Annotated in this window: 19 protein-coding genes; 10 read left to right on the top strand and 9 right to left on the bottom strand. The window is 63.6% G+C overall.

The features are described 5' to 3' along the window. The first annotated feature begins 95 nt into the window (after window positions 1-95). The 4 genes from QMX89_RS00290 to QMX89_RS00275 all read left to right on the top strand — a co-directional run bounded on the left by QMX89_RS00290 (window position 96) and on the right by QMX89_RS00275 (window position 2,754). Window positions 96-800 carry an OmpA family protein gene (locus QMX89_RS00290; protein WP_282345714.1) on the top strand — a complete coding sequence of 235 codons (705 nt, stop codon included), beginning with the start codon at window positions 96-98 and terminating at the stop codon, window positions 798-800. Between the two features lie 101 nt (window positions 801-901). After that, window positions 902-1,630, top strand: coding sequence for an OmpA family protein (locus QMX89_RS00285; protein ID WP_244636460.1), 729 nt, complete (start codon window positions 902-904; stop codon window positions 1,628-1,630). A 94-nt stretch (window positions 1,631-1,724) separates the two neighbouring features. Next, window positions 1,725-2,003: a DUF1145 domain-containing protein gene (locus QMX89_RS00280; RefSeq protein ID WP_049862209.1), complete on the top strand. Its 279-nt coding sequence runs from the start codon at window positions 1,725-1,727 to the stop codon at window positions 2,001-2,003. Further along, entirely contained in the window at window positions 1,996-2,754 is a 759-nt protein-coding gene (locus QMX89_RS00275) for a collagen-like protein (protein ID WP_282345711.1), read from the top strand. The genes QMX89_RS00280 and QMX89_RS00275 overlap by 8 nt, the downstream gene beginning before the upstream one ends. Here QMX89_RS00275 and QMX89_RS00270 read toward each other — a convergent pair. After that, window positions 2,751-3,221 carry a DUF2269 family protein gene (locus QMX89_RS00270; protein WP_122743702.1) on the bottom strand — a complete coding sequence of 157 codons (471 nt, stop codon included), beginning with the start codon at window positions 3,219-3,221 and terminating at the stop codon, window positions 2,751-2,753. The genes QMX89_RS00275 and QMX89_RS00270 overlap by 4 nt on opposite strands. A gap of 97 nt (window positions 3,222-3,318) precedes the next feature. Here QMX89_RS00270 and dinG point away from each other — a divergent pair, with 97 nt between their 5' ends. The 5 genes from dinG (at window position 3,319) to QMX89_RS00245 (ending at window position 9,129) form a co-directional block, all read left to right on the top strand. After that, the gene (dinG, locus tag QMX89_RS00265) at window positions 3,319-5,463 is read left to right on the top strand and encodes an ATP-dependent DNA helicase DinG (protein WP_090359652.1); all 2,145 of its coding nucleotides are present in this window, start codon (window positions 3,319-3,321) and stop codon (window positions 5,461-5,463) included. 111 nt (window positions 5,464-5,574) lie between these two features. Beyond that, window positions 5,575-6,720, top strand: a complete 1,146-nt coding sequence (locus tag QMX89_RS00260) for a serine hydrolase domain-containing protein (RefSeq protein WP_282345704.1) — start codon at window positions 5,575-5,577, stop codon at window positions 6,718-6,720. A gap of 123 nt (window positions 6,721-6,843) precedes the next feature. Further along, complete coding sequence (locus tag QMX89_RS00255; RefSeq protein ID WP_282345702.1) at window positions 6,844-7,824, top strand: OmpA family protein; 981 nt, start codon at window positions 6,844-6,846, stop codon at window positions 7,822-7,824. Window positions 7,825-7,840: 16 nt separating this feature from the next. Beyond that, on the top strand, window positions 7,841-8,488 hold the full coding sequence (pdxH, locus tag QMX89_RS00250; protein WP_056843808.1) for a pyridoxamine 5'-phosphate oxidase: 648 nt from the start codon (window positions 7,841-7,843) through the stop codon (window positions 8,486-8,488). 176 nt (window positions 8,489-8,664) lie between these two features. Next, the gene (locus QMX89_RS00245) at window positions 8,665-9,129 is read left to right on the top strand and encodes a glycine zipper 2TM domain-containing protein (protein WP_049862202.1); all 465 of its coding nucleotides are present in this window, start codon (window positions 8,665-8,667) and stop codon (window positions 9,127-9,129) included. Between the two features lie 61 nt (window positions 9,130-9,190). On the opposite strand, the gene QMX89_RS00240 is transcribed toward QMX89_RS00245, so the two are convergent. The 7 genes from QMX89_RS00240 to QMX89_RS00210 form a co-directional block, all read right to left on the bottom strand. Then, window positions 9,191-10,807, bottom strand: a complete 1,617-nt coding sequence (locus QMX89_RS00240; protein WP_192068894.1) for an NAD(P)/FAD-dependent oxidoreductase — start codon at window positions 10,805-10,807, stop codon at window positions 9,191-9,193. A 104-nt stretch (window positions 10,808-10,911) separates the two neighbouring features. Beyond that, on the bottom strand, window positions 10,912-11,589 hold the full coding sequence (locus QMX89_RS00235) for a hypothetical protein (protein WP_282345693.1): 678 nt from the start codon (window positions 11,587-11,589) through the stop codon (window positions 10,912-10,914). A 232-nt stretch (window positions 11,590-11,821) separates the two neighbouring features. Next, the gene (locus tag QMX89_RS00230; protein ID WP_049862199.1) at window positions 11,822-12,523 is read right to left on the bottom strand and encodes an ABC transporter ATP-binding protein; all 702 of its coding nucleotides are present in this window, start codon (window positions 12,521-12,523) and stop codon (window positions 11,822-11,824) included. Further along, window positions 12,524-13,291, bottom strand: a complete 768-nt coding sequence (gene livG / locus QMX89_RS00225; RefSeq protein WP_282345690.1) for a high-affinity branched-chain amino acid ABC transporter ATP-binding protein LivG — start codon at window positions 13,289-13,291, stop codon at window positions 12,524-12,526. It lies immediately after the preceding gene. Beyond that, on the bottom strand, window positions 13,288-14,541 hold the full coding sequence (locus QMX89_RS00220; protein WP_282345688.1) for a high-affinity branched-chain amino acid ABC transporter permease LivM: 1,254 nt from the start codon (window positions 14,539-14,541) through the stop codon (window positions 13,288-13,290). Before QMX89_RS00220 ends, livG begins: the two co-directional genes overlap by 4 nt. Beyond that, window positions 14,538-15,461 carry a high-affinity branched-chain amino acid ABC transporter permease LivH gene (gene livH, locus QMX89_RS00215; RefSeq protein WP_049862196.1) on the bottom strand — a complete coding sequence of 308 codons (924 nt, stop codon included), beginning with the start codon at window positions 15,459-15,461 and terminating at the stop codon, window positions 14,538-14,540. Before livH ends, QMX89_RS00220 begins: the two co-directional genes overlap by 4 nt. 208 nt (window positions 15,462-15,669) lie before the next feature. Further along, entirely contained in the window at window positions 15,670-16,785 is a 1,116-nt protein-coding gene (locus tag QMX89_RS00210; RefSeq protein WP_282345684.1) for a branched-chain amino acid ABC transporter substrate-binding protein, read from the bottom strand. A 370-nt stretch (window positions 16,786-17,155) separates the two neighbouring features. Between QMX89_RS00210 and QMX89_RS00205 the strand changes: the two genes are divergently transcribed. Beyond that, window positions 17,156-17,461 carry a DUF2288 domain-containing protein gene (locus tag QMX89_RS00205; protein ID WP_049862369.1) on the top strand — a complete coding sequence of 102 codons (306 nt, stop codon included), beginning with the start codon at window positions 17,156-17,158 and terminating at the stop codon, window positions 17,459-17,461. A gap of 177 nt (window positions 17,462-17,638) precedes the next feature. Here the strand turns inward: QMX89_RS00205 and rapA are convergent, their stop codons facing one another. After that, on the bottom strand, window positions 17,639-20,485 hold the full coding sequence (rapA, locus tag QMX89_RS00200) for an RNA polymerase-associated protein RapA (protein ID WP_049862194.1): 2,847 nt from the start codon (window positions 20,483-20,485) through the stop codon (window positions 17,639-17,641). Between the last annotated feature and the right edge of the window lie 107 nt (window positions 20,486-20,592).

Raw genomic sequence — 20,592 nt, 5'->3', positions numbered from 1 at the left:
TCCCGACATGGCTTATTGCTGGCGCATATGGCCTAGGCAGTCTTTACTCCCTGAACATCGGCCCCTGTCGCCGATTTCCCTGAGGAGAAACCTAGATGAGCATAGTTCGGACGGCGTTACCCTTGATCCTGGTCAGCAGCGTGCTGACCGGTTGCGCAGGCTTGCAGAAAACCGACTGGCCGATGTGTGCAGCCGTGGGCGGCGTGACCGGCGCGGCGCTGGGTGCCATCGAAAGCGGATCGCTGGCCGCCGGTGTCGGCGCAGCGGCGGCCGGTGTCGGCGCGGCCTATTGCTGGGTGCATGGCGATGGAGACGAGGATGGTGATGGCGTACCGGACAGTCGCGACAAGTGTCCCGGCACGCCCAAGGGCACACCGGTCGACGCCAACGGTTGCCCACCGCCCGCTCCGGCGCCGATGCCCGTGGCCGCCGAACCGGCACCGCTGCCCAAGGAGGAAACGATCGTCATCCGCAACGTGCATTTCGAATTCGACAAGGCCGCCCTCACCGCCGCCGACCGGGCGCAACTCGATACCGTCGCTACCCGCTTGAAAACCGAGGCCACCACGGCGCGCCTGAGCGTCAGCGGTCATACCGACAGTGTTGGCAGAGACGCCTACAACCAACGCTTGTCCGAGCAGCGCGCCAAGGCGGTGACTGACTACCTGGTGAGCAGCGGCGTGCCGCGTGCCAGCGTGGTATCGGTCAAAGGCATGGGCGAAGCCCAACCGGTCGCCGACAACAACACCGCAGACGGTCGCGCCATGAACCGCCGTACCGAGATTCTCATCCAGCGTTGAACCTTTATCAGTGACCGCCAGTCGCCTTGTACAACGACCGGCGGCACGCTTTACTTCTCAGTTGCCGGCACCCGCCGGCGACTCAGGAGCCTTGAATGATGCTGAAAGATCTATCGCGGGCCGTACTTCCCGCTCTGCTGGTCGCTGGTGTGCTGGGCGGTTGTAGCACCACCCGTGATGGCGCATCTCCACTGAATTCGCGTACCTGGCCGGTTTGCAGCGTGCTGGGCGGCCTGGCCGGTGGTGGGCTGGGGGCCATCGAAAGCGGAGCCTGGGCTGCCGGTGGCGGTCTGGCGGGCGCCGTAGCCGCTGGCCTGGTCTGCTACGCCCAGGATGGCGACAAGGACGAAGACGGCGTGTTCGACCGCCGCGACCGTTGCCCCGACACTCCTGCCAACACCCCGGTCAAACACAACGGCTGCCCGTTGCCCGTGTATCCGGCGGTCACCAAGGCGCCTGAGCCACCCGTGGCGGACATCCCCGAGGTCGTGACCTTGAGCGATGCCGGCGATGTGCCGTTCGAATTCGGCAGCGCCGAACTCACCGGCAGCGCCCGTACCGAACTGACTTCCCTGGCCTCGCGCATCAAGGCCTCCCAGGTGGCCACGGTCAGGATCATCGGCCACACCGACAGCGTCGGCAGCGATGCCTTCAACCAGAAGCTGTCAGAGCAGCGTGCTGCCAGCGTGGTCTCCTTTCTGCTGTCGCAAGGCGTTGCGGCAGACAAGCTGAGCAGCGAAGGTCGCGGCGAAAGCGAGCCGGTCGACAGCAATGACACCGACGCCGGACGCGCCAAGAACCGTCGCGTGGAAATCCATCTGACGCATTGATGAATAGAGGCCGACAGAGCTTTTTCCTGCCGGCCTCTGGTCACCGCCACCCCCCAGCCGTTAATGTGCGCCTAGCCGATGCCGTGGGGGGCACATGAAAGGATTTCTGATTCTGGGTAAATGTCTGACGCTGCTGTTCTGGTGGGTGGTGCTGCTCAACCTGTTCATGCCGATGGTCAAACCGTTTCATGCATTGATCAACCTGGCCGGCGGCACGCTGTTGCTGCTGCATGTGATCGAAGTCGTCGCTTTCAACAAGCGCTTGCGCGGGCGCAGCCATCCCTGGCTCGATCGCGTGCAGATCCTGCTGGCCGGGATCTTTCATATCCAATCCATTCCTGCACCGCTCGATACCGAGGCTAGCCATGCGTAAGCTGGGTCTGTTGGCAGTACTGTTTGCGCCGCTGGCATTGGCCGAGTCGGTCAGTGTCGAACCTCATTCCCTGCTGCGCCTGCCGGCCAGCTCCAGCGTGCTCCAGTTGCAACGGCTGGACGTGGCGGATTACGGCACCCTGTTGATTCCGGCCAACCTGACCGACCTCAGTGTCGAGCAATTGCGCCTGGGGCATGAGGCACGGATCGCCGTGGTGCCGGGCGAGCAGGAGCTGCGCCTGCGAGCGCAGCACGCCGAACTGGGTAGTGGCAGCCAGATCCTGGCCCGCGGGGCACCGGGCACTCACCAGAAGGCGGCGCGTGCGGGGCGTAATCTCGACGTACAGCTGCAATCGCTCAACGCTCAGGAATTGAACATCGATGCGCGCGGTGGCGCGGGCGCCGATGGCTATGCCGGTCTCGATGGCGGCAATGGCGAGGCGCCCGGCTGCACCTGGGGTGCGGCGGGACGCGGTGGCAATGGCGACAATGGTGGCGATGGCCTGCCGGGGGCGTCTGGCGCCAACGTCCGTCTGCGCGTACCGGCCACCTTTGCCAGCGAATCGATCAAGGTCCGCACCGATGGCGGCCAGGGCGGTGCAGCCGGTGTACCGGGACGTGCAGGCGCCGGCGGCAAATCCAAGGGCTGCGTGGTGTACCGCGCCGAAGGCGGCAAGTCGGGCCGTGAGGGCTTGCCGGGACGTGTCGGCGAGGCGGGCGCAGCGGGCACATTGAGCGTCCAGCGCTTTTAAACGCCGTTGAGCTGTCTGGCCATGGCCAGCACCACGACGGCCAGGCCCAGCAGCAGACCAGCGATGGCCAGGCGTCGCAGTTTTTTCGTGGCAGCCATGCCGTCCGCCCAGTCCTGGGCCGCGACGGCTTTGCGCAGCGCGGGCAGTTGCAGCCCCTGCATGCGCAGGAACAGCGCCGCCATGATCACGTACAGGCCCATCATGATCTGCACACCGCGTGGCGCCGTCTCGAAGCCGGTGAAGTGCAGGCGCAGCAGGGCGACGCCGCTGATCGGAAGAATCAGCACAGCTGCCCAGATCCAGCCGAACACCTGTGGGAAAATATCCGCCAGGCGCGTCAAGCGCCGAGCTCGCGAAGCCGCTGCAAGCCCGGCGGGGCGCAGGATCATCCAGGTCGCGAGCATGCCGCCCAGCCACATCAGTGCAGCGAGCCCGTGCAGGGTTTGGAAGACGCCGTCGGCGCTCATGGTTATCTCCAGCCAGCACATCGAAGTCGAGCAGGGTATGATAGCGACCCGATGAGAAACACTGAAAATATATCCAGCCTTTCGCCATGACCAGTCGATGATCAGTAACGAACTCAAAACCACGATCCAGGGCGCCTACACGCGTTTTCTCGAAGCCAAGAGCCTCAAGCCGCGCTACGGCCAGCGTCTGATGATTGCCGAAATCGCCAAGGTATTGGGCGACATCGCCTGCGATGAAGAAGGTCGTCGCAGCGGCGATCCGGCCGTGGTGGCGGTCGAGGCGGGTACCGGTACGGGCAAGACGGTAGCCTACAGCCTGGCCGCCATTCCGGTCGCCAAGGCAGCCGGCAAGCGCCTGGTGATCGCCACGGCCACGGTGGCGCTGCAGGAGCAGATCGTCTTCAAGGACCTACCCGACCTGATGCGCAACAGCGGTCTGAACTTCACCTTTTCCCTGGCCAAGGGCCGTGGGCGCTATCTGTGCCTGTCCAAGCTCGACGTGCTGCTGCAGGAAGGTCATGCGCAGAGCGCGACCGCACAGTTGTTCGAAGAGGAAGGCTTCAAGATCGAGGTCGACGAGGCGAGTCAGAAGCTATTCACCAGCATGATCGAGAAACTGGCCGGCAATAAATGGGACGGCGATCGCGACAGTTGGCCGGTGGCCCTGGAAGACCAGCAATGGTCACGCCTGACCACCGATCACAGCCAGTGCACCAGCCGCCATTGCCCGAACTTCCAGCAATGCGCCTTCTACAAGGCGCGTGAAGGGATGGGCAAGGTCGATGTGATCGTGACCAACCATGACATGGTGCTCGCCGACCTGGCGTTGGGCGGCGGCGCGGTCCTGCCCGATCCGCGTGACACCGTGTATGTATTCGACGAAGGCCATCATCTGCCCGACAAGGCCATTGGTCATTTCGCCCACTACAGCCGCCTGCGCTCCACGGCCGACTGGCTGGAAACCACGGCCAAGAACCTGACCAAGCTATTGGCTCAGCATCCGCTGCCCGGCGACCTGGGGCGCCTGATCGAGCAGGTTCCGGAACTGGCCCGCGAGATCAAGACCCAGCAGCAGTTCATGTTCAGCGCCTGCGAGCAACTGGCGGACTTCAAGCCGGGCGAAGACATGGAAGGCCGCGAACGGCCACGCCATCGCTTCGTCGGCGGTGTGATTCCCGAGCACATGCGGGAAATGGGCATCGAGCTGAAGAAGGGCTTCTCCAAACTGACCGATCTGTTCACCCGCCTGAGCGAGCTGCTCAAGGAAGGTATGGACGGCGAGAAGAACGTCGGCATCGCCAGTCACCAGGCCGAAGAGTGGTACCCCCTGTTCGGTAGCCTGCTGGCACGCGCACAAGGCAGCTGGGAGCTGTGGACCGCGTTCACCGCGGAAGACCCCGAAGACAGCCCGCCCATGGCCCGCTGGCTAACCCTGGCCGACAGCAGTGCGCTCTATGACATCGAGGTCAATGCCAGCCCGATCCTGGCGGCGGAAATGCTGCGTCGCAACCTGTGGAACGTTGCCTACGGCGCCCTGGTGACGTCGGCCACCCTGACTGCCCTGGGCAAGTTCGATCGGTTCCGCATGCGCGCCGGTATACCGAAAGCGTCGGTGACTGCCATCGTGCCCAGCCCCTTTCACCATGAGCAGGCAGGCGTGCTGCGGGTTCCCGATTTGCGTGCCGATCCCCGCGATGCGGCGGCGCACACGGCGGCCATCATCCGTGACCTGCCGGACCTGGTGGAAGGCTATCGCGGCTCGCTGGTGCTGTTTTCCTCGCGCAAGCAGATGCAGGACGTGTTCGACGGGCTGGACCGCGACTGGCGCAAGCAGGTGTTCATCCAGGGCAACCTGTCCAAGCAGGAAACCCTGAACAAGCACAAGGCGCGGGTCGATGGCGGTGACTCCAGCGTACTGTTCGGCCTTGCCAGCTTTGCCGAAGGGGTCGACCTGCCAGGCGCCTACTGCGAGCACGTGATCATCGCCAAGATCCCCTTCGCGGTGCCCGATGACCCGGTCGAGGCGGCGCTGGCGGAATGGATCGAAGCGCGTGGCGGCAACCCGTTCATGGAGATCGCCGTGCCCGATGCCTCTCTGCGCCTGATCCAGGCTTGCGGGCGGCTGCTGCGTACCGAGCAGGACCGCGGCACCATCACGCTGCTCGATCGGCGCCTGGTGACCCAGCGCTACGGCAAGGCGATCCTCAATGCGTTGCCACCGTTCCGCCGCGAAATTTCGTGATGGTCTGTGCAGGCCAGATGAAACAATTCTCCCTGGCAGGGCGGTTCCCAAAGCGCTGAATCGCTGAAACAATGCCCTTCATTTTTTGCCGCGCGGTCGATGGGAGTCAGGGTGCAGATACAAGGTCACTTCGAGCTGCAGTTCGAAGCCGTGCGCGAGGCGTTCGCGGCATTGTTCGACAACCCTCAGGAGCGCGGTGCCGCACTGTGCATCCAGATCGGTGGGGAAACGGTCGTCGACCTGTGGGCGGGCACCGCCGACAAGGACGGTGCCCAGGCCTGGCACAGCGATACCATCCTCAACCTGTTCTCCTGCACCAAGACCTTCACCGCCGTGACCGCCTTGCAGCTGGTCGCCGAGGGCAAGCTGGCGCTGGACGTGCCGGTAGCACAGTACTGGCCGGAATTCGCCGCAGCCGGCAAACAATCCATCACCCTGCGTCATCTGCTCAGCCATCAGGCCGGTCTGCCGGCCCTGCGTGACCTGTTGCCGCCCGAAGCGCTCTACGACTGGCCACGCATGACCGCCGCACTGGCGGCAGAAACGCCGTGGTGGTCGCCGGGCACGGGCCATGGCTATGCCGCCATCACCTACGGCTGGCTGGTCGGTGAGCTGCTGCGCCGGGCCGATCATCGCGGCCCCGGCGAATCGATCATGGCGCGGGTAGCCCGGCCTCTCGGGCTGGACTTCCATGTCGGGCTGCCCGACGAGGAGTTTCACCGCGTTGCACACATTGCCCGTGGCAAAGGCAATGTCGGCGACGAAGCGGCCCAGCGTCTGTTGCAGGTCACCATGCGCGAACCTGAAGCCATGGCCACCCGCGCCTTCACCAATCCGCCATCGGTGCTGACCAGCACCAACAAGCCGGAATGGCGCCGCATGGAGCAGCCGGCGGCGAACGGTCATGGCAATGCCCGCAGTCTGGCCGGTTTCTACGCCGGCCTGCTCGATGGCAGCCTGCTCGAGCCCGAGCTGCTGGCAGAGCTGACCCGTGAACACAGCCTGGGCATGGACAAGACCCTGATGACGCCAACGCGATTCGGTCTGGGCTGCATGCTCGATCAGCCGACAGTGGCCAACGCCACCTTCGGCCTTGGCGCCGGTGCCTTCGGTCATCCCGGAGCAGGGGGGTCGGTCGGCTTCGCCGATCCGGAGCACGATGTTGCCCTGGGCTTTGCCGTGAATACACTGGGCCCCTATGTACTGATGGACCCGCGAGCGCAGCAACTGGTCCGCGTTCTGCGCGCTTGCCTCTGAAGCAATTGATCAGAAATCGACCAGCGGTCGTCCGTTGGGCTATGCCTGCACTACTCTATCAATCAATAATTTAGGCCGGTTTGTTAAACCGGTTTGTATTTACCAACACCTTGTGGAACCACCATGTCACCGAATAAATCCATCGCGTTTGCCTTGTGCCTGGCCGCTACCGGTTGTGCTCAAACTCCCCAGGATTCCTCGGCCCAGGGCGGGCATAGCTGGTGGCCATTTGGCCGTGACGCAGTCGCCAGCAAGACGGCTGACAAGGACGTCGAGCAGGCCATCAACGAAAAGGTGGCCAAGGCCGACTCCAAGTCCGACAGCGAAAGCCGCTGGTGGTGGCCATTCGGTGCCAGCAGCACGCCTGCTCAGGCCAAGGTCGCCGAAGTGCCCAAGGTTGATCCCAAGGTTACCCAGGCCTGGCTCGACGCCTATGAGCCGAAGCTGCGCGAAGCCATCAAGGACAGCAAGTTCGAGCTCGAGCGTCGCGAAGACCTGTTGGTGATTACCGCGCCGGTCGACTCTTCGTTCAACCCGGACCGCCCTTCGATGTTGCTGCCGATCAGCCTCGGCCCGATCACCCGTGTGGCCAAGGCCATCGATGCCGACCACAAGACCGCCGTCCTGATTCTGGGCCACGCCGACACCAGTGGTGCCGCGCCGTTGAACCAGAAACTGAGTCAGGAACGCGCGCAGTCGATCGCCTCGATCTTCCGTCTCAGCGGTCTGCAGCGTGACCGCCTGACGTTGCGTGGCATGGGCTCGGTCATGCCGCGCGCCGCCAACGACAGCGTCGAAGGCCGGTCGCTGAACCGCCGGGTGGAAATTCTCCTGACCCCGCAGAACACCATGCTGGCGCTGCTGGCCAAGTACAACCAGCCGACCTTCACCGCCGCTGAAATGCTGGCGACCCAGGACGTCAAGGCTGTGCCACCGCCGGCTGCCAAGCCAGCCGCCAAGGCGCCAGCCAAGGCTGCAACCGCCAAGAAGACCGCAGCCAAGCCCGCCGTGGCCAAGAAAGCTGCACCGGCTGCCAAGAAAACCGAGGCCAAGAAAGCTGTCGCCAAGAAAGCCGTGAACAACGACCAGGCCAAGGCGCACTGATGCAAGGATCGATGCCATGACGCAAGCCCTGGCCGATATGCGCCGTAGCTACACCCGCGATGGCCTGGACGAGGCCCAGGCGCCGTCCGAGCCGTTCAGCCTGTTTCGCCAGTGGTTCGGCGATGCGGTCAACACCGAACAGGCGCCGGTGGAAGCCAACGCGATGACGCTAGCGACCGTCGATGCCGACGGTCGTCCGCACTGCCGCGTGTTGCTGCTCAAGGGCCTGGATGAACAGGGTTTTACCTTCTTCAGCAACTACGACAGCGCCAAGGGCCAGCAACTTGCGGAACGGCCGTTTGCGGCCATGACTTTTTTCTGGCCGACCCTCGAGCGGCAGGTCCGTATCGAGGGGAGGGTGAGCAAGGTGAGTGCGGCCGAGTCCGACGCCTATTACCAGGTCCGCCCACTGGGCAGTCGCCTCGGTGCCTGGGCGTCGCCGCAGAGCCAAGTCATTGCCGATCGTGGCGAACTGGAAGCGTTGCTTGAAGCGACAGAGCAGCGTTTCAGCGGTACCGAACCGCAGTGCCCGGCGCACTGGGGCGGCTACCGCCTGGTTCCTGATCGCATCGAGTTCTGGCAGGGGCGACCCAGTCGCCTGCACGACCGCCTGAACTACCGCCTCGACGCCGGTTCGTGGATCCGCGAACGCCTGGCGCCCTGACCCTGCTCTGACCTTTTGCCACTGAACGTTGTCCAGACGTTCAGTGGCCGGTCGAGCTTTCTGGCCTGCATCAGCCCCGTCTGACGCCAACATGACTTAAATTTTTATAGACCGTGTCGTGACAGCCGTTGCCCTGCGGCGTCTAATGAACACACGTCCCATGGAGTCCTGCCAAAATGCGCAAGTCAGTTCTGTTAGTTGCCTGCTTCACCACGATGTCCCTGTTGCTGGGCGGATGCGCCTCCAATCTGTCGGGCGACTCCTATTCGCGCGATGAAGCGCGCCGCGTGCAAACCGTGCGCATGGGCACCATCGAGTCGCTGCGTCCGGTCAAGATCGAAGGCACCAAGACGCCAATCGGTGGCGGTGCTGGCGCGGTGGTCGGTGGTGTTGCCGGCAGCGCGGTAGGCGGTGGCCGTGGCAGCATCGTCGCGGCCGTGATCGGCGCCGTGGCCGGTGGCTTGTTGGGTTCGGCGACCGAGGAAGGTTTCACCCGCACCCAAGGCGTGGAAATCACCGTGCGCGAGGATGACGGCAGCATGCGTGCCTACGTTCAGGCCGTGCAGGAGAACGAGATTTTCCGCGTTGGCGAACGTGTCCGCATCATGACGGTAGACGGCACCAGCCGCGTCGCTCACTAAGCGAACCCTGTCATGAAAAAACCGGCCTCGGCCGGTTTTTTCATGCTTGCGAATCGGCCTTCTAGGCCGGCTGCAGGCCAAGGATGTCGCGGGCCACGGCTTCGGCGATGCGTACGCCGTCGACACCGGCGGAGAGAATCCCGCCGGCATAGCCTGCGCCTTCACCGGCTGGGAACAGGCCTTTGAGGTTGAGGCTCTGGTAGTCGACGCCGCGGGTGATGCGCAGCGGCGAGGACGTACGGGTCTCGATACCGGTCAGTACGGCGTCGTGCATCGAGAAGCCTCTGATCTGGCGCTCGAAGGCCGGCAGCGCTTCGCGGATCGCCTCGATGGCGAATTCCGGCAACGACAGCGCCAGGTCGCCCAAGGTGACGCCGGGCTTGTAGGAAGGCTCGACGCTGCCCAGTGCGGTGGACGGCTTGCCGGCCACGAAGTCGCCCAGCAGTTGCGCGGGCGCCTGGTAGTTGCTGCCGCCCAGCAGATACGCAGTGGACTCGAGCTGCTCCTGCAGCTCGATCCCGGCCAGCGGGCCACCTGGATAATCCTGCTCGGGTGTGATGCCGACGACGATGCCGGAGTTGGCATTACGCTCGTTGCGCGAGTACTGGCTCATGCCGTTGGTGACCACGCGACCCGGTTCTGACGTCGCCGCCACCACGGTACCGCCCGGGCACATGCAGAAGCTGTAGACCGACCGGCCATTCTTGGCGTGGTGCACCAGCTTGTAGTCAGCCGCGCCCAGCTTCGGATGCCCGGCGTATTTGCCCAGCCGCGCCCGGTCGATGATGCCTTGCGGATGCTCGATACGGAAACCGATGGAAAAAGGCTTGGCTTCCATGAACACGTTGCGTGCGTGGAGCATGCGGAAGGTGTCGCGGGCGCTGTGCCCCAAGGCCATGATCACGTGATTGGAATGCAGCTGCTCGCCGCTTTCCAAGACCACACCCTGCAGGCGCTCGCCATCGATCAGGAGATCGGTGACCTTTTGCTCGAAACGGATCTCGCCGCCCAGGGCGATGATCTGCTGGCGCATGTTCTCGACCATGCCGGTCAGGCGGAACGTCCCGATGTGCGGCTTGCTGACGTAGAGGATTTCCTCGGGCGCGCCGGCCTTGACGAACTCGTGCAGGACCTTGCGCCCATGGTGGTACGGGTCCTTGATCTGGCTGTAGAGCTTGCCGTCGGAGAAGGTACCGGCGCCACCCTCGCCGAACTGTACGTTGGATTCGGCGTTCAGCACGTTCTTGCGCCACAGGCCCCAGGTGTCCTTGGTGCGCTGACGCACCTCCTTGCCACGCTCGAGCACGATGGGCTTGAAGCCCATCTGGGCCAGCAGCAGGGCGGCAAAGATCCCGCAAGGTCCGAAACCTACCACCAAGGGACGCTGGGCATAGTCCTGCGGTGCATGCCCGACGACCTTGTAGCTGACATCCGGAGCCACGTTGACGTTGTGGTCATCGACGAAGCGCTCGAGCACGTCGGCTTCGCCGTTCACCTGCAGATCGATGGTGTAGATGAACTGCAGTTCGCTGTTCTTCTTGCGCGCATCGTAGCTGCGCTTGAACAGGGTGAAGTCCAGCAGGTCGGCGTCGGCGATGCCCAGGCGCTGCACGATGGCAGGGCGCAGGGCGTCGTCGGAGTGGTCCAGGGGCAACTTGAGTTCGGTGATTCGTAGCATGACAGGTCCAAAAATCCGGGCGCGCCCCGGGGGCATAACAGAACCCGGCATTATAAACGCGATGCGCCGCCCGACGTCAGGTAAAAAATGCCGGACGGTGCGGGTTACTGGTTGCGCGCTCCGCCGAAGGTAGCGCAACCACGCTGTACCTCGCCGTTCACGCGCAGTTCGGCGGAGAGGAACTGCACACCGTTGTTGCGCGAATCGACACAGCGCTGGGGAGCCACCCACAGCTCGATGCGCTGGTTGTTGGCTTCGGTGGACAGGTTGAAGCGACCGCCGCCGACCTGCTCTTCGACATAGGGCAACGCGAGGGGAGCCTGACCTTCACGGTCCACGACCATGCCCTGGCCCGTGACCTTGACCTGCCAGCGCGGGGACTCGCCACCGGCGCTCAGGCTGGACGGTTTGAAGTCAGGATCCTTGCACGCGGCCAGCGAGCGATCGAGTCGATACAGTTGATGCAGGCGCAACTGGCCATCGGTGCCGCCGTTGGTGCTGGCATCGAACCGCCCGCGCAGGTCGGCGTAGATCACCGGGCGATTGCCCGCCAGCTGCGAGGCCTCCTGCAGCACGCCGGTGTCGTTGCTGTCGATGACCGCGTAGCGGCGCGGATCGCCGCACGGCTGGAAGAACAGCCGGCCGTTGTCACCTTGCAGCGCGCCTTGCATGCGCGTCAGACCGGCGGTGGAGGGCGCGTTAGGTGCGCGGTTGAAGAAGGATTGGCAACTGGCGAGCAGCGGCAGCAGGACGAGCATGGCAAGGGAGCGGGGCAGGTGCATCGTGGGTCTCCTGAACAATGGAGGGCACGGTAGCACAGGGGGCGTGAAAAGCGTGTTCATGGGGATTGGGCTACGCCGCTCACGCCATTTCACGGTCTACCGTAGGAGCGGTCCGCGGCCGCGAGGGCCCTACCGCGGTCTGTCAGTCGAGCTGCGGTGATGCCTTCGCGGCCGCAGACCGCTCCTACGGGTAGCGGAGCGGCAACTCCCATGTATGAGCCTGGCGGCCCACTCAACCGCCCAGATAGGCCTCGCGCACCTTTGGATCGGTCAGCAGGGCTTCGCCGCTGCCCTGCATGACCACTCGGCCGTTTTCCAGCACATAGGCGCGGTCGGCGATCTTCAGGGCCTGGTTGGCGTTCTGCTCCACCAGAAACACGGTCACGCCGTCGCGGCGCAGCTGTTCGATGATGTCGAAGATCTGCTGGATGATGATCGGCGCCAGGCCCAGCGAGGGTTCGTCGAGCAGTAGCAGCTTGGGTTTGCTCATCAGCGCGCGACCGATGGCCAGCATCTGCTGCTCACCGCCGGACATCGTGCCGCCGCGCTGGCTGAAGCGCTCCTTGAGCCGCGGGAACAACGCCAGGACCTTGTCCATCTGTTCCTGGTAATCACCCTTGTCGGTGAAGAACCCGCCCATGGCCAGGTTTTCCTCGACGGTCAGGCGCGCGAACACCCGTCGGCCCTCGGGCACCACGGCAATGCTCTTGCGCATGATTTCCGCCGATTCCTTGCCCACCAGCTCTTCGCCCATGTAGCGAATGCTCCCCGAGTGCGCCCTTGGCGCGCCGCAGAGGGTCATCAGCAGGGTCGACTTGCCCGCGCCGTTGGCGCCGATCAGCGTGACGATCTCGCCTTGGCGGACCTCCACGTTGACCCCGTGCAGCGCCTGGATCTTGCCGTAGAAGGTGGAAACGTTTTCGAACTGCAGCATTTACGCTTCCCCCAGGTAGGCTTTGATGACGTCAGGATTGTCACGGATCTGTTCGGGCGTGCCATCGGCCAGGGGGGTGCCCTGGTTGATCACGACGATGTGGTCGGAAATGCTCATCACCAGCTTCATGTCATGCTCGATCAGCAGCACGGTGGCGTTGTGTTCTTCACGCAGAACGCCGATCAGTGCCTTCAGGTCATCGGTTTCACGCGGGTTGAGGCCGGCCGCAGGCTCGTCGAGCATCAGCATGCGCGGTCGCGTCATCATGCAGCGGGCGATTTCCAGGCGGCGTTGCTGGCCATAGGCGAGCGTGCCCGCAGTGCGGTTGGCGAACTCCTTGAGGTTGACCTTTTCCAGCCAGTATTCGGCGTACTCCATGGCGTCCCTTTCGCTCTTGCGGAAGCTCGGCGTCTTGAACAGACCGGCGAAGAAGTTGGTGTTCAAGTGGCGATGCTGGGCGATCAGCAGATTCTCCAGCGCGGTCATTTCCTTGAACAGGCGTACGTTCTGGAAGGTGCGCACCACGCCCTTGCGGGCGATCTGATGGCCTGGCAGACCCTGGATCGGCTGGCCATCGAGCAGAATGGTCCCGCCGCTGGGCTTGTAGAAACCGGTCAGGCAGTTGAACACCGTGGTCTTGCCGGCGCCGTTGGGGCCGATCAGGGCCACCACCTGCTTTTCCTTCACGCTCAGGGCCACACCGTTGACCGCCAGCAGGCCGCCGAAGCGCATGCTCAGGTCAGTGACTTGCAGAATGTTCTGGCTCATTTGCGCAGCTCCAGGTGGGGACGCTGCATCGGAAGCAAGCCTTGCGGACGCCAGATCATCATCAGCACCATCAGGGCGCCGAACATCAACATGCGGTAGTCGCTGAACTCACGCATCAGCTCAGGCAGCAGGATCATCACGATGGCGGCAAGGATCACCCCCAGCTGCGAACCCATGCCACCCAACACGACGATGGCGAGAATGATCGCCGACTCGATGAAGGTGAACGACTCCGGGGTAACCAGGCCTTGGCGCGCGGCGAAGAAGCTACCGGCAAAGCCTGCGAAGGCTGCGCCCAGGGTGAACGCGGAAAGCTTGATCACGGTCGGGTTCAGGCCTAGCGCGCGGCAGGCGATCTCGTCTTCGCGCAAGGCTTCCCAGGCGCGGCCAATGGGCATGCGCAACAGGCGATTGATGACGAACAGTGCGGCCAGGGCCATCAGCAGGGCGATCAGGTAGAGGAAGATGACCTTGCTGATCGGGCTGTATTCCAGACCGAAGAACTGGTGGAAGGTCTGGCTGCCCTCGGCGGCGCGGCGTTCGAACGTCAGGCCGAACAACGTCGGTTTCTCGATGTTGCTGATGCCGTTCGGGCCACCGGTGATGTCGGTGAGGTTGCGCAGGAAGATCCGGATGATTTCGCCGAAGCCCAGCGTCACGATAGCCAGGTAGTCACCGCGCAGACGCAGCACCGGGAAGCCCAGCAGGAAGCCGAAGGTGGCCGCCAGCAGGCCTGCCAGCGGCAGGCATTCCCAGAAGCTCAGGCCGAAATAGTGCGAGAGCAGGGCGTAGCCGTAGGCGCCGACGGCGTAGAAACCGACGTAGCCCAGGTCGAGCAGGCCCGCCAGACCGACCACGATGTTCAGCCCCAGGCCGAGCATGACGTAGATCAGGATCAGGGTCGCGATGTCGACCGCGCCGCGGGAGCCGAAGAACGGCCAGATGAACGCCAGCACCACCAAGGCCAGGATGGCCCAGCGCTGGGTGCTGGGCAGGGTCAGGAAGTTCGAGGCCTTGGCCGGTATCAACGGGCGGCTCGTATCGCGGCGCAAGCCGCCGATGCGCTCGGCGAACAGCACCCTCAGGAACATCAGCACCGAGCAGCCGGCAATGGTCAGCAGCGTGCCGGTGCTGGCGTTCTGCACAACCAGGGTGACACCGGAGAAGGCCAGTTTCAGGCCCAGTACCGGGTAGGCCACGGCCCACACCAGTGCCGCGCTGAAGAGCGCGGATCGAAGAGACTTGCTCATACTTTCTCAACCTCCGGACGGCCCAGGATGCCGGTCGGCCGGAACAATAGAACCAGGACCAGCAGGCCGAACGAAACGACGTCCTTGTACTGGTCACCGAAGATATCCGCGCCGAAGGCTTCGGCCACGCCCAGAACCAGGCCGCCGAGCATGGCACCTGGAATGCTGCCGATGCCGCCCAGAACAGCAGCGGTAAAGGCCTTGAGCCCGACCAGGAAGCCGGCGCTGGGGTTGATCACGCCGTACTGCATGCTCAGCAGCACCGCTGCGACGGCCGCCAGGGCCGCGCCGATGACGAAGGTCAGGGCGATGATCGCGTTGGTATTGATGCCCAGCAGGTTGGCCATCTTCATGTCCTCGGCGCAGGCGCGACAGGCGCGGCCCATGCGCGAGCGGGAAATGAACAGGGTCAGGCCGTACATCGCGGCCAGCGTCACCATGAACACCAGGATCTGCATGTAGGAAATCTGCACTTCCTCGGCGCCACCGGGGCCGAAGGTCAGGCTGCCGGGAAGCAGGTTGGGAATGGCGAAGTTGCCCGAGCCCTGGGACAGCTGCACCGAGTTCTGCAGGAAGATCGACATGCCGATCGCCGAGATCAGCGGGATCAACCGGTTGCTGTTGCGCAGCGGCCGATAGGCGACTCGTTCGATGCTGTAGCCATAGGCGCTGGTGACCAGGATGGCGGCGGCGAAGCCGGCGATCATCAGGATCGGAAGACTGTGGATGCCCAGCATGGCCAGGCCCGCCAGGACAATGAAGGTGACATACGAACCGATCATGTACACCTCGCCATGGGCGAAGTTGATCATGCCGATGATGCCGTACACCATCGTGTAGCCGATGGCGATCAATGCATAGGTGCTGCCGATGGTCAGGCCATTCACCAACTGCTGCATGTAGTGGAATAGTTCAGGCATTTACCGCGCTCCTAAAAACCTGTTCGCATTTCTCCAGCCATGTCCGAGCGCTCTCCTTGGTGCAGTGTTACCGGGCAGGGCAGGTGAACCGCTGGTCACGGTTTCAAGATTTTCAGGGGGCCAGTCGGTGGATTGCACCGGCTGTACCCGTCACTCGTAAAACAAAGCCCACTGCGGTGCAGTGGGCTTTGTGGGGGTGTTGCCAGGCTTACTGGGCGGCTTCGGTCTTCGGCTTGCCGAAGTGCCACTCGTAGACCACGAACTGGAAGTTCTTCAGGTCGCCCTTGGTGTCGTAGCTCAGCTCACCCATTGGCGTCTTGAAGGTACCGGCGTGAATGGCCGCAGCCACCTTGTCGGTGTCTTCGCTCTTGGCGGCGGTGATGCCGTCGGCAATCACTTGCACAGCCGAGTAGGACGGGTAGACGAACGGACCGCTAGGATCCTGTTTCTTGTCCTGGAAGGCCTTGGTCAGAGCGACGTTGGTCGGGTCCTTGTCGAAGGATTTGGGCAGGGTGACCAACAGACCTTCGGAGGCTTCGCCGGCGATCTGCGAAATCGAGTCGTTACCCACGCCTTCAGGGCCCATGAACTTAGCGTTCAGGCCTTTTTCCTTGGACTGGCGCAGGATCTGGCCCAGTTCCGGGTGGTAGCCGCCGTAGTAGACGAAGTCGACATTGGCCTGCTTGAGCTTGGCGATCAGCGAGGAGAAGTCCTTGTCGCCGGCGTTGATGCCTTCGAACACGGCGACCTTGACGCCTTTGCCTTCCAGGGTGGTCTTGACCGCGCTGGCAATGCCTTCGCCGTACTGCTGCTTGTCGTGGATCACGGCCACGGTCTTGGGCTTGACCACGTCGGCGATGTAGTTGCCGGCGGCAGGGCCCTGGGCGCTGTCCAGGCCGATAGTACGGAAGACCAGCTTGTAGCCACGCGCGGTGAGCTCGGGGCTGGTGGCCGCCGGGGTGACCATGATGATGCCTTCGTCTTCGTAGACGTCGGAGGCAGGCTGGGCGGAGCTGGAGCACAGGTGACCGATGACGAACTTGACGCCGTCGTTGACCACCTTGTTGGCGACTGCAACGGCTTGCTTGGGATCGCAGGCATCGTCGTATTCGACCGCTTCGAGTTTCTTGCCGTCGACGCCGCCTTTGGCGTTGATCTGCTCGATGGCCATCTTCGCGCCGTTGAACTGCATCACGCCGTATTCGGCGACCGGACCGGTCTTGGGACCGGCGATACCGATCTTGATGGTATCGGCCGCCATCGAGTGGCTGGCGACGCCGGCCAGAACCAGAGCGGCAAACAGTTTGGAAATCTGCTTATTCATTAGTGCTCCCTTTTTGCGTTGTATTTTTTATAGTCCTGGCCGAACAGGCGACGGACCGAATCTTGGCCATCCCCACCGCTTTACCCCCTCGGCGAGACATGGCAGACGACATCCGAATCTGCACCCGACAACTGTACCGGTACAGTGTAGAGCGCCGCTTTATCCGTTGGAAAGCTGGCGTTTGCAGCGAAATCGATCGGTTGTCGCTAAATCGACATAAAGTTACAGATTCGAGTACATTTCGGCGGGTGACAGCGCCAGAAAGCCCCGATTACAAGGGCAAAACTCGAAGCTGTATATTGCAACCGGGTTTTTCCAGGTGATTCGGACGGCTATCATGGCGCCGATTTTTTTCCTGACGGTAAAACCCATGACTGAAAACGCTAGCACCCTCTATGCCAAGCTGCTGGGCGAGACTGCAATTATCGAATGGCAGGCGCTGCAACCCTTTTTCGCCAAGGGTGCCCTGTTGTGGGTCGATCCTGCGCTGGATTTGATCACGGTGGCGCAAGCGTTGGCTGAAGACGCACACGCGTTGGTAGCTCAATGGCTGGCCGATGGGCAGGTCGAGAAGCTGTCTGCGCCGCGGGCTCTGGATTTCTGCGAGCGCGATCCGACGCTATGGGCGGTGGTGGTTTCGCCCTGGGTGGTGATCCAGGAAAGGGCGTCGCAGTAAAAGCTGCACCGCACTGGTGCGGCACTGGATCATTATTGGCGGGGGCTGTTCGGCGCTGCATCCGATGGCGAGACAAGCGCAGGGCGTAAGAGTGAGCGAGCGACACGCTCAGTAACAGGTGGGGTGAAACCGTAACGCCTTGCCCCGCAGGCTTGGGCCTGCGGGGCAAGTGATGGATCAGCCTGCTACCAGAACCCGGATCGCTTCCAGGCGCAGGGCGGCCTTCTCGAGCATGGCCAGGCCTTCCTCGCGCTGTTTACGCAGAGCGACCAGCTCACTGTCACGCACGGTTGGATTGACTGCCTGCAGAGCGGTCAGGCGGGCCAGTTCTTCATCCGTCTCGGCGGCCAGGCGATGTTGTGCCTGGGCCACGCGTTCGGCATGACGCGGCGCGATCTTGCTTTCACCGGCAGTGATACGCGGTGCCAGCACATCGCGCTGGGCCTGGATGAACTTGTTGGCGCTGGCCTTGGGCACGCTTTCGAGCTGGTCGTTGAGAGTTTCGAAAGACACGCGCGACGCCAGGTCGTTGCCATTGGTGTCGAGCAGGCAGCGCAGGGCAGCGGGCGGCAGGTAACGCCCCAACTGCAACGAGCGCGGTGCCACCACTTCGCTCACGTAGAGCAGCTCCAGGAGCACGGTGCCAGGCTTGAGCGCCTTGTTCTTGATCAGCGCCACGGCGGTGTTGCCCATGGAACCCGCCAGCACCAGGTCCATGCCCCCCTGCACCATGGGGTGTTCCCAGGTGATGAACTGCATGTCTTCACGCGACAGCGCCTGCTCGCGGTCGTAGGTGATGGTCACGCCTTCGTCGTCGCCCAGCGGGAAGCTGGCATCCAGCATCTTTTCGCTGGGGCGCAGGATGAGCGCGTTGTCCGAATGGTCCTCGCTGTCGATGCCGAAGGCGTCGAAGAGGGTTTCCATGTAGATCGGCAGGGCGAATTGGTCGTCCTGCTCCTCGATCGCCGCCACCAGGGCCTGACCTTCACCGTCGCCGCCGGAGTTGAGCTCCAGCAGCCGGTCACGCCCGGTATGCAGCTCGCTTTCCAGCGCTTCGCGACAGCCGCGGGCTTCGTCGATCAACGCTTGCCATTCACCGTCGTCGGCGTTTTCCAGCATCGGCAGCAAGCGCGGACCGAATTGATGCTGCAGCGCGTTGCCGGTCGGGCAGGTGTTGAGGAAGGCATTGAGCGCACCGTGGTACCACTGGAACAGACGCTCCTGCGGGCTGTTTTCCAGGTACGGCACGTGCAGCTCGATGATGTGCTTCTGGCCAATCCGGTCGAGACGACCGATGCGCTGCTCCAGCAGGTCGGGGTGCGCAGGCAGGTCGAACAGCACCAAGTGGTGGGCGAACTGGAAGTTGCGGCCCTCGCTGCCGATTTCCGAGCAGATCAGGACCTGTGCGCCGAATTCCTCGTCGGCGAAGTAGGCCGCCGCACGGTCCCGTTCCAGAATGCTCATGCCTTCGTGGAAGACCGTGGCCAGGGTGCCGGAGCGCACGCGCAGTGCATCTTCCAGGTCCATCGCGGTTTCGGCATGGGCGCAGATGACCAGCACCTTCGTGCGCTTGAGCATCTTGAGGGTGTCGATCAGCCATTCCACCCGTGGATCGAAACGCCACCAGCGCTCGGCTTCTGCGTCCTCGGCCTGGGCCTGGAAGCTGACTTCCGGGTACAGGTCGGCGTGTTCGCCCAGAGGCAGTTCCAGGTATTGGTCCGGGCTCGGCAGCGGGTAGGGGTGCAGCTTGCGCTCGGGAAAGCCCTGCACCGCCGCACGGGTGTTGCGGAACAGCACGCGCCCGGTGCCGTGGCGATCGAGCAGTTCACGGATCAGGCGCGGGCCGGCTTCCTCGTCGCCGGCGTTGACCGCCGCGACCAAGGTGTCGCCATCAGCGCCAAGCAGACCATGGATGGTCTGCTGCGCGGTGGTCGATAGCCGACCCTTGTCCAGCAGCTCCTGCACGGCCTCGGCGACCGGGCGGTAGTTCTCGCTTTCGGCGCGGAAGGCGGCCAGGTCGTGGAAGCGGTTCGGATCGAGCAGGCGCAGGCGGGCGAAATGGCTGTCCTGGCCCAATTGCTCGGGGGTAGCGGTGAGCAGCAGCACCCCGGGAATGACCTCGGCCAGTTGCTCGACCAGCGAATACTGCGGGCTGGCCTTTTCCTCGTGCCACACCAGGTGGTGCGCCTCGTCGACCACCAGCAGGTCCCAGCCAGCGGCGAACAGCGCATCCTGGGCCTTCTCGTCTTCGGTCAGCCATTCCAGCGAGACCAGCGCCAGTTGCGCATCTTCGAACGGGTTGCTGGCATCGCTTTCGATGAAGCGCTCGGCATCGAACAGCGCCACCTGCAGGTTGAAGCGTCGACGCATTTCCACCAGCCATTGGTGCTGGAGGTTTTCCGGCACCAGGATCAGCACGCGGCTGGCGCGGCCAGACAGCAGCTGGCGGTGAATCACCAGGCCGGCTTCGATGGTTTTGCCCAGACCCACTTCGTCGGCCAGCAGTACACGCGGGGCGATCCGATCGGCCACCTCGCGAGCGATGTGCAACTGGTGCGCGATGGGTTGCGCACGCACGCCGCCCAGGCCCCAGAGCGAGGACTGCAACTGCTTGCTGGTGTGTTCCAGCGTGTTGTAGCGCAGCGAGAACCACGGCAGCGGATCGATCTGCCCGGCGAACAGGCGGTCGCTGGCCAGGCGGAACTGGATGAAGTTGGACAGCTGGGTTTCAGGCAGCGTGCATTGCTCGTTCTGCGCATTCAGGCCGTGGTAGACCAGCAGGCCGTCGGCGTCGTCGACTTCGCGTACGGTCAGTTTCCAACCTTCGAAGTGGGTGATCACGTCGCCTGGGGAAAAACGCACGCGCGTCAATGGGGCATTGCGCAATGCGTACTGGCGGGTTTCGCCGGTGGCCGGGTAGAGCACGGTGAGCAAGCGACCGTCCTGGGCCAGGACGGTGCCCAGGCCGAGTTCCGCTTCGCTGTCGCTGATCCAGCGTTGCCCCGGTTGATACTGCTGCGCCATGCTGCCTGTCTCCCGCTTTTGAAAAGGCGCTGATTCTAACGGATTGGGGGGCGCAGGGCCAAAGGTATGCTGAATAATCTGGGCGCCGGGCACCGATGCCGTGGACG

The sequence above is a fragment of the Pseudomonas sp. PS01301 genome (assembly GCF_029960215.1).
Lineage (GTDB): Bacteria > Pseudomonadota > Gammaproteobacteria > Pseudomonadales > Pseudomonadaceae > Aquipseudomonas > Aquipseudomonas coleopterorum.
The sequence above is the reverse complement of the archived record's forward strand: the minus strand, read 5'-3'. Positions and strand labels throughout refer to the sequence as shown.